Origin of the sequence: Streptomyces mutomycini, from assembly GCF_001700505.1 — a bacterium.
Classification (GTDB): domain Bacteria; phylum Actinomycetota; class Actinomycetes; order Streptomycetales; family Streptomycetaceae; genus Streptomyces; species Streptomyces mutomycini.
Genome location: NZ_MAPV01000265.1, coordinates 1 through 9,174, shown reverse-complemented (window position 1 = coordinate 9,174; position 9,174 = coordinate 1). Strand labels below are relative to the sequence as shown.

Genomic DNA, 9,174 nt, shown 5'->3' with positions numbered 1-9,174 from the left:
CCCGGGAACAGGCGGCCCCGGACCGCTGCGGCGTACGCTCCGCGACCGGGGCCGCCTGTTCCCGGGCGAGTCTGGCCGCCTCGGAGGGCGGGAGGCCCGTCGTGGTCAGCGCGCACATCCGCTCCAGCCGTGCGAAGTCCTCCGACGTCCACCTCCGGTGCTTGCCACCGGTGTGCGGAACGGGACCGAGGCCGTACCGCCGGACCCACGAGCGCACCGTCGTCGGGGCCACCCCCAGCCGTCTGGCGACCTCGCCGGTCGTCAGACCGCCGCCCTGTCGTCCGGGTCCGTCGCCGGTCATCACATTTCCACCGTACGACGCATGAACGACGCATGTTGCCCGCGTCGGTCGTGCCCCCAAAACTGGTGGTACGCGGGCATGAGGTGCCCCCGGGGAGGATCGCCCCGCGTCACGCACACCCCGTTCCGGCAGGAGAACGAGACGATGGACACGATCAGCCGTCCGGCCGAGGACACAGCCACCGCCGGGAGGAACACCGCGGCGGACGATGAGCTCACGCGGTCGTTCGCGGCTGCCGACGAGCGCGCCTTCACCGCTGTCTACGCGCGGTGGCGCCCTTTGGTCCACACCCTGGCGAGCCGTTCACTGGGCGACGCGCAGGAGGCGGAGGACGTCACGCAACAGGTCTTCCTCGCAGCATGGCTCGGACGGGCCCGATACCGGCCCGAGAGCGGGCCGCTCGGCGCATGGATCGTCGGTATCGCCCGCCGCAAGACCTTCGACGCACTGGCGGCCAGGGCTCGGAGGGCGAGGCTTACAGAAGCCGCTGCCCGCACGCTCGCCGTGACGCCGCCGCACAGGGCGGGCGCTCCCCCCGAGACGGCCCTTGACCGTGTGCTTCTCTCCGGGGAGCTTGTACGGCTCCCCGGCCCGCAGCGGGAGGTTCTGCGCATGACGTTCTACGAGGACCTCACACAGGCCCAGATCGCGGAACGCACCGGTATCCCGCTCGGCACCGTCAAGAGCCATGCCCGACGGGGTCTGCACCAGCTGCGCGACCGGATCGGGGCGGACCGTGCCGCCGCTGTCTCCTCGTGGTGAGCGGTCGACAGCGATCCGATCCAGCGACAGCGGTCCGATTCAGCAGGCGGGCGAACACGGAAGGGCGGCTCGCGGTGCAGCAACAGGAAGGTGCGCCACTGCGAGACAACCGTGGCGGTGGGAGATTCCGCACGCTGCGTACGCACTCCCTGCTGCTGCCTGTCGGCCGGTTGCCGGTTCGTCCGCGTTGTGCACCGCCGTCACGGTTCCGGCCTGTCGCAGGCTCCGTGACGGCCTGTCGCGACTTCTCAGGACGGCGGCATCAGCACCGTATCGACGAGTTGGACTGTCGCGTTCTTCGTCTGCAGGTCACCACAGAGGATCTTCGCCGAGTCGTTCACCTTGAAGTTCTCCCCGGACCCTGACGTCGTCAGCTGACCACCCTGGAGGGTTGTGAACGTGCCGCCGGGGAGATCTTCGACCGTGACCTTCTCATCGACCACGTGGTAGGTGAGGAGGTTCTTCAGCGCCTCCTTGTCGTTGAGAAGCTTGTCGAGGTCTGCCTGCGGGATCTTGTCGAAGGCGTCGTCGGTGGGTGCGAACACGGTGATGTTCTCGGCGCCGTTCAACGTGTCGACAAGGCCGGCCGCTTCTACGGCGGCGGTCAGGGTCGAGAGTTCCGGATTGTTGGACGCCGCGGTCGCGACCGGATCGTCGGCCATGCCGGCGGCACTCGCCTGGCCACTGGCCGGCAACGACGCACAGGCGGGCCCGAAGGGCTCCGCCGCGGAGTCTGCCTGCGCGGCAGGGGCGGCGGCGACGAGAGCGAGGGGGACGAGGAGCGCTCCGGCTCCGGTGAGAGCGGCACCCTTGAAGCGGCGGTTGATGGTCATGACCTTCACCTTTGCTGAGAGGGGCGACGGGCTCCTGGAGCGGCCCGCCACATCTGTTACTTCGCTCTGAGCACCCGCTTTGGATGACACCATTCCCGGTGTCCCGCCCCGGGAGACGGCAGCCACCTCGACCGCAGCCGCGGATCGCACGCCGGCCGGCGCGAGCCGAGCACAGACACGGGTGTGCGGGCGCGCGGTCACAGCAGCTGAGGTCCGCGAGGGTACGACTGCCTCGGGAGTCCCCTCCGCGGCACGACGGCAGCCCAACACCCCGTCCCCCGTACCTCGCAGGCGAAGTGGCACTGGCGGGCAGTGGCAGTAACCGACCCGGACCGGCCTGGCATCACGCAGCCCTGCAACCTGATCATCTACTAGACTGAAGGCCACGCACGTGGACATGTACCTCGGAGGCGAACATATGGTCCACGTTCCATGGACCGGACGCACGACCGCGCCGGCTGCGCCCATGCCCGTCCTCGGCGTGGCCCGACCCGGAGTCTGAGCGGATGTCTCACTCGCTGATACCCCGTGACAAGGGGAACCTGCCCGCGCTCACCGCACCACCGCTGATCCGTCTCGACGCGTACGTGGCCGAGGACGGTTCGACGGTGGTCAACGGCCATCTGCTGGAGATGGGCGGCAGGCGCCCGCCCAACGAGGCGATTCTCGACGCCGTAGCCATGTTCGCCCGCACCCTGGGGGCCCCGGTGGCGGCGACCGTCATCGACCGCAGCGTGCGGCAGGTGGCGCGGCTTCGGGTGCATCCCGACGGCTCCAGCCGGACCATCGCCGAGGAGGAGGACCTGCCCCCCGGGCGCGAGCGGACCACCGCGGAGGAGGAGGCGTTTCCTCCGCTCGCCCGCGTCGAGCGGATCATCGGGCACGCGCGGCGCGAGGAACTGCACGCCGCGTTCGTCCTCGCCAGCGCATTGCGGGAGCATCTGACGCTGCGCCGGGGTGCGGAGGACGAACTGTCGCTGGAGGCCAGGGCGATCGAGGCGTACATCGCCTATCTCCGCGGCGACTACACGGTCTCCACCGGGCTCGCGCTGACCGTCGCGCGCATCCGCTGCAGCAGCGATCTGAACCGGGCCGTGCCCGAGGTGGCCCGTGCAACCGCGGCGTGGCAACGAATGCGGGACGAGGGCCAGGTAGCGACCCGGGGGCAGGAACTGCTGCACATGTGGGAGCGGTTGTCGGCTGAGGGCCTCTTGCGGGAACCGTCCCACCACGCCATGGCCCAGGCGGTGCGGAGCCGGATCGAACGGGGCAGCCAGTACGTGGAAGGACCGGCCCCGGCCCCCGCAGCGGCACTGACGGCGACTCAGAACCGGCCCGCCCCCGAGGACGTACCCCTCAAGCCAACCCGCAGGGGGCTGCGTCGCTTCACCAGACGGCCGGGCCGGTCAGACGGCTGAACCGGACTCCACCCCCGGGCCAATGGCGGATACACCACGCCCGGCCATCGAAACACCTCGTCGGACACGCCGTGTTACAGGGCGCTATCCGTGCGCGCGGCCAGGTCGTCGGCGTCAGCGAGGACCCGGGGCGCAGCAGCGCGTACGCGTGTTCGCTGCGCGCCCCGAGGTGCGACGTGGTCAGCCGAGGCACACCATGAGAACGCACACCTCCGTCGGTGACGCCGATATCAATGCGGGGTCGGTACGGGGCGCGTCCGGTTGCATGCTGTCGGCGGTCGCGGGCGCCGGCGGTTGCTCCGTGGTCGCGTCGGAGCGCTCGGCCGTGTCGTCGGCAGACGGGGCGATGCTCTGCGGCTGCGGGGTCGGTGGCGCAGCCGGAGGGGGAACCGCGGCGGCAGCCGGCCGAGCGGCCGTCGGCGCGGTGTGTGGCGGGGCCTCCAGGGACTGTTGTCGCGGAGTGTTGGTCGCCGGCTGCTGCGGCTGCCGCTGAGAAGCGGTCTCCGAGGACCGGTGAGAGCGCTGGGTGGTGGCTGGTGTGGAAGCCGCAGGGTTCGGCTCAGGGGCCCGCTCCTCCGCAGTGCCCATACTCCGCTGGTCCGGCACCGTGGCCGCCTGCGCCCGTTCCGTCGACTGCTCGTTCATCATGGCGACGGTCAGGCCGCCTCCGACAATCGCGAAGGCGCTCGCGACCGATGCGCGGCGCTTGTTCTTCTTCCAGCGGGCCAGTTGGCGACGGCGTGCCGCCCTCCCCTGCTGCGCGGGCGACGGGCTCTCGACGTCGGCGGCGAGGGTGTGCGGGTTCGCGCCGGAATCAGCATTGGGCTCGGCCTCGTAGTCCAGTGGTCTGTCGTGCCACGTGCCGGCGATCGTGGATTCCTGCGGGGCAGTCGTGGCCGCTGCCCCGCCCGTCATCGCCAGGGTGGCACCGGTGCGGCCGACGGTGACGGGCGGGGCGATGTCCGGGGCGTAGGCGCCACACCCGGGACACACCAGGGCGCCGTTGAGATGCCGGCGGCACGAGGAGCAGTAATCCATATCAGGTCTTCTGGTCTTCCTGGGCGAACTGCGCCGCCGGCCCGCCTGGGCCGCAGCCTGGTCATGTCTCGTATGAGGGAACGAGCAGCCAGCCACGCTAACGAGGCTTTCGCAAGGCTGTGTGCAGCCTGTGTGATGCTCCTGCGCGGATTCCTTCAGCGACGACGGAAGAGGGACGTCTCCACGCCGAGTTCACCTGCCCGTAGTCGCCCGGGCTACGGACCTCCGCCGTCGGCCCGCGGGCGCATGCCGGGCCGCAGTACAGGACGCGCAGCAGCTCGCGGCCTGGCCGGCAAACCCTCCCCGGTGAATACTCGTGCGGGAGCAGACCGTCAGGTGCGGTCACTCCCTTCACCCGAATCCCCTTGGAGCAAGCCGACAGCATCCGACCGGGCGGGAGATGTGGCAGCGTCACGAAAGTCTGGCCCCGTGCCGCAGCCAGGCGGTTCAGCTCTCTCTTCCTCGCAGGGCTCCGGGGCCACGGCTTGTCAACGTTCCTGGTGCCTTGCTTCATGGAAGGCGAACGGCGGTTGGTGCGGTTGTCGAAGCAGGAGCACAGTTCGCGCTGCCATGAGGGGAGTTCGATCTCTGGCAGTACGTGGGGCTGATGCTGATCACGGCGGGAACGCTGGCCGGGTCCTGGCCTGGGCGACGTTGGTCGTATCACTCGACGATGCTGCTCGGGGCCGCGTCGGGAGTGCTGCCGGTAGTGGCCGGGATCGACATCCTGCCGCATGCGCTTCACGAGGCGATCGCGGCGGGGCTGGGTGGTGCCGGTCACCGTACTGACGGCTCTCATGCTTGCCTCGGCGGGACGCCTGATACACAAGCGGGTGAGCCGGGGCGTCTTGTGAGTGCCGGGCCAGCGGTGGCACTCGTGCTGCACCGACTGGTGGAGGGCATGACGGTGGTCCTGCTGGCCTCAGTGCCCGTGATGGTCGCGCTGGTTGTGCACTCCGTCAGTGAAGGGCTCGTGCCAACGGCGGTCCTGGATGCGCGGAGCCGACGGCACCTACCCCCGTGGCTGATCGCCGCCTGCCTGAGCCAGCTCGTGTGCAGCTGGATCACCGAGATGGCTCCCGCTCCGGAGTGGGTGCATGCGCTGCTGCTGGCAGCGGTCGCGGCGGTGCTGCTACGGGCGCGAGCACGGCCCTGGCGCCGGGCCAGCGCCATGGCCTGACCTGGGAGTTGGCCGCGCCACCGGCGCTGCCGACGCTCGGGCCGACTGCCATCGTCACCTTGACGGCCATACTGGTCCTGCGCTGACCGCACCCCCTTCTTCCGCGACAGGCTCAGCCCGGTTCAGGAAACTCGGCCCTGGTCCGCCCGTGCCCCTCGGCCGGATGGCACGGCGGGTTCACCTCTCTGAAGGTTTCTGGACCGAACGCGATAAGACGGCCGCCGAAGGCCGGTACGGATCAGGGGCGCCCTGCTCGGGCGTCCCGACCAAGCTAGGAGCAACATGGCGAACGGTGTCGCGTTTGTGCGGCGAGACGCGAGCAACATGAGCGACTGGGATCCGGCGCTGTACTGGTATGCCCGGGCGGTGGGGAGGATGCAGCAGCGTCCGGCCACGGATCCGACCAGCTGGGTCTTCCAGGGGTGCATCCACGGCGTCCCGCCCACCATCACGGAGACAAACGAGGCCTTCAGCCAGTGTCCGCACGGTGGCTGGTTCTTCCTGCCGTGGCACCGGGGCTACCTGTGGTACTTCGAGCGGATCGTCCGGTCAACCATCAAGGAGATCGCCGCCGAGGAGAACATCACCCCCGACCCCTCAACCGGCTGGGCCCTGCCCTACTGGGACTATGCGCTGGACACGCCCACCTCGGATCCGATCGAGGACTTCACCTCACGCGCCCTTCCGGCGGCCTTCCGCAGCCCGAAAATGCCGGACGGCCCGAACGGCACCGGACTGACGGTCGACAACCCGCTCTTTCTGCCGGAGAAGCAGGCGACATCCACAGCGGACTTCTGGCAGACCCCCCACCGCAGCCCGGGCAAGAACTCGGCCTTCGAGGTCCTCCCCTACACGGACATCAATCCCTTCACCGCCATCAGCCAGACGGTCTTCGCCGCCACGCACACCCGTCAGACGGACCAGCCGAGCTTCGGCAGTGAGATCAGCTACACCTCCATGGATCACTTCCGCCGCGGCTTCGGTGAGCTGGAGAACGTCCCGCACAACCAGGTCCACGGTGGTGTCGGCGGCTGGATGGGGTCCGTGGCGGGCGCCGCCCGTGATCCGATCTTCTGGCTGCACCACAGCAACATCGACCGGCTCTGGTCGAGTTGGCTGAGCAAGGACAACCTCAACCCGGACCACACGTCCTGGCTGGACCAGACGTTCATCTTCTTCGACGAGAACGGGCAGATCCAGAAGCCCACGAGCAGGGAGTTCCTTGGCATCGATCCGCGCGACTACGGATACGAGTCGCTGACTGACGGGACGGGGACGCGGCCCGTAGTCGTGCCGCCTGCCCAGGCTCCCGGAGCGGGCGAACGGGTCCTGGCTACCGCCGCTGGCAACCCCCGGCAGCTCCTCAGCCTCCACGAGCCGACCGAGGTGTCCCTGGAACCGGCCGGCGACGTCAGCCGGGCCATGCGGTCCATGACCGCCCGTAGGGCACCCCAGACCCTGATTCTCACCGTGCACAATGTGCGCACCGACGTGCCGCCCGGATCGCCTTTCCACGTCTTCCTCAACGGCCCCAGCGGCGAACTCGACCCGGCCGGACCCTACTTCGTCGGCTGGATCTCGTTCTTCGGCGCGGCCGACGTCGACGGTGCGCTTCACGACCACGGCGGCCACGACGTGAGCTTCGATGTCACTGAGCAGGTCCTCCGCCTGCAAGAGCAGGGTCTGCTGCCGGACGGACCGGCCACCATCTCCGTCGTGCCGTCCGTCCCCCAGCCGGTGGCGGGTGCCGTCGAGGCGGCTGCACCGCAGCCAAGCTTCGAGAGCGTCAGCCTCACCACCGTGTAGCCGTCCAGCTGCCGCCGCAGCACACCCATCGGTCGGCGGCGCCCCGGCGTGCTTACTGTCGCCGGACGGGCTCGGCCGACCGGGCTGAGTCGGCTCTTGGGCCCCGCCGGGCCGCCTCGACATGGGAACGGTCGATCACCGGTGGTCAGGCCTGTGCGGCGCGGTCGGCCAAGGCCAGGCCAGGGCCGGTGAGCCGTTTCCAACCTGACGGGTGGTTGGGCGGGTAACCCGGCGGCGGGCATGAATAAAGCTCCTGGTAGATGGGCGGTTCACGACCAAGATCACCAGTCCGCCAGGAGCCGCAGGACCTCTTCGGCAGCCAGATCACCAAGCTGACGGAGCACGCCGACAAGGCCGCCGGCTGACCCTGCCGACCACTTCGTGCTGCGGGCCCGGCGTGCGCCCCGGCCCGCAGCACGCGTTTTCCTCGCTGGAGAACCGCAGGGGGTGGTTGGGCCACCGCCGGAGTCCTCTGATTCGCGAGCGAACGGCCACTGGACCGGGCCAGCCGTCCGTCCTGTCCAGCCGGGGTCGGTCCCGGATGGTCCCCAAAACGATCAAGAGGCCGTACCGGAAACCTCCGGTACGGCCTCTGATCTGCGACTCTTTCGAGTCGGGACGACAGGATTTGAACCTGCGACCCCTTGACCCCCAGTCAAGTGCGCTACCAAGCTGCGCTACGTCCCGATGCCCGTCTGACCTGGGGTTTCCCCCTGGCTGAACGCGCATGAGAACAATACCGCACTTGCACCGGTGCTTACGAACCCGTTCCCCGGGGCTTGACCTCAACCTTGGTTGAGGCCGAACGCTGGGCCGCATGACGAACACGATCCCCGAGCCGGTACACGGCTACGACGAGCTCGGCCGGCTGATGAGCCTCATGACAGGTGACGAGAAGCACGGCCCCGCCGCGACCTCCACGCTCGATGCCCTCTGGGTGCTGTACGACCGGGTGCTGCGGGTCTCACCCGAATCCGCCGGCGCCCCCGGCCGCGACCGGTTCCTGCTCTCGAAGGGGCACGGCCCCATGGCGTACTACGCCGTGCTGGCCGCGCGCGGCTTCTTCGGCGAGGAGCTGCTCACCGGCTTCGGTTCGTACGACTCACCGCTCGGGCACCACCCCGACCGCCTGCTGGTGCCGGGCGCCGAGATCGGCAGCGGGTCCCTCGGACACGGCCTCCCACTCGCCGTGGGCAGTGTGCTCGGGCTGCGGGCGCAAGGGCTCGAGGACCCCCGTGTGTGGGTGCTGACCGGCGACGCGGAGCTGGACGAGGGCAGCAACCACGAGGCGATCGCCTACGCGGGACCGGCCGGGCTCGAACAGCTGCACACCGTGGTGATCGACAACGCCTCGGCGACGTATGCCAGGCCGGGCGGCATCGCGGCCAGGTTCGAGGCCGCCGGCTGGTCGGCCCGGACCGTCGACGGCCGGGACCACGAGGCGCTGTACGCCGCCTTCACCGCGCCGCACCCGGGCCGGCCGCACGCAGTGATCGCCCGCGTGGCACCGCGCCGCTGATCATCCACAACCGAACAGGACGAAGGACACACCGATGGACACCATGCGTGACCGTTTCATCTCCACCACCACCCGCCTGCTGGACGAGGACCCCCGCATCGCCCTGGTACTCGCCGAGATCAGCCGCGACGGTTTCGGCCAGGCCGAGCGGGCCCACCCGGACCGGGTGGTCAATGTCGGAATCAGGGAACAGCTGCTCATCGGCGCGGGCGCCGGGATGGCTCTGACCGGGGTGCGTCCGGTCATGCACACCTTCGCGAGCTTTCTCGTGGAGCGCCCGTTCGAGCAGGTGAAGCTGGACCTGGGGCATCAGGGGG

8 protein-coding genes, 1 tRNA gene and 1 pseudogene are annotated in these 9,174 nt (G+C 69.6%); 6 read left to right on the top strand and 4 right to left on the bottom strand.

The annotated features are described in order from the left end of the window. The coding region (locus BFF76_RS28930) for a MerR family transcriptional regulator (protein ID WP_141695689.1) at positions 1–301 on the bottom strand (301 nt) is incomplete at its 3' end. A 144-nt stretch (positions 302–445) separates the two neighbouring features. Between BFF76_RS28930 and BFF76_RS28925 the strand changes: the two genes are divergently transcribed. Next, positions 446–1,063 (top strand): RNA polymerase sigma factor, encoded by a 618-nt coding sequence (locus BFF76_RS28925; protein WP_065849400.1) that lies wholly within the window; start codon positions 446–448, stop codon positions 1,061–1,063. A gap of 248 nt (positions 1,064–1,311) precedes the next feature. Here the strand turns inward: BFF76_RS28925 and BFF76_RS28920 are convergent, their stop codons facing one another. Continuing rightward, positions 1,312–1,896, bottom strand: a complete 585-nt coding sequence (locus BFF76_RS28920; RefSeq protein WP_065849401.1) for a fasciclin domain-containing protein — start codon at positions 1,894–1,896, stop codon at positions 1,312–1,314. Positions 1,897–2,402: 506 nt separating this feature from the next. Between BFF76_RS28920 and BFF76_RS28915 the strand changes: the two genes are divergently transcribed. Then, entirely contained in the window at positions 2,403–3,314 is a 912-nt protein-coding gene (locus BFF76_RS28915; RefSeq protein ID WP_053929220.1) for a hypothetical protein, read from the top strand. A gap of 180 nt (positions 3,315–3,494) precedes the next feature. Here the strand turns inward: BFF76_RS28915 and BFF76_RS28910 are convergent, their stop codons facing one another. Next, positions 3,495–4,352: an SCO2400 family protein gene (locus BFF76_RS28910; RefSeq protein ID WP_065849399.1), complete on the bottom strand. Its 858-nt coding sequence runs from the start codon at positions 4,350–4,352 to the stop codon at positions 3,495–3,497. Between the two features lie 877 nt (positions 4,353–5,229). Between BFF76_RS28910 and BFF76_RS33405 the strand changes: the two genes are divergently transcribed. Together BFF76_RS33405 and BFF76_RS28900 are read left to right on the top strand one after the other, a co-directional pair. Beyond that, positions 5,230–5,532, top strand: a complete 303-nt coding sequence (locus BFF76_RS33405) for a hypothetical protein (RefSeq protein ID WP_053929218.1) — start codon at positions 5,230–5,232, stop codon at positions 5,530–5,532. A 324-nt stretch (positions 5,533–5,856) separates the two neighbouring features. Continuing rightward, entirely contained in the window at positions 5,857–7,338 is a 1,482-nt protein-coding gene (locus tag BFF76_RS28900; RefSeq protein WP_167359535.1) for a tyrosinase family protein, read from the top strand. Between the two features lie 613 nt (positions 7,339–7,951). On the opposite strand, the gene BFF76_RS28895 is transcribed toward BFF76_RS28900, so the two are convergent. Continuing rightward, a tRNA-Pro gene (locus BFF76_RS28895) sits at positions 7,952–8,025 on the bottom strand. Between the two features lie 130 nt (positions 8,026–8,155). On the opposite strand from BFF76_RS28895, the gene BFF76_RS28890 reads away from it, so the two are divergent. Together BFF76_RS28890 and BFF76_RS28885 are read left to right on the top strand one after the other, a co-directional pair. Continuing rightward, the gene (locus BFF76_RS28890; protein WP_065849396.1) at positions 8,156–8,857 is read left to right on the top strand and encodes a hypothetical protein; all 702 of its coding nucleotides are present in this window, start codon (positions 8,156–8,158) and stop codon (positions 8,855–8,857) included. 34 nt (positions 8,858–8,891) lie between these two features. After that, positions 8,892–9,174 (top strand): annotated as a pseudogene (locus BFF76_RS28885) (transketolase); the annotation flags it as partial.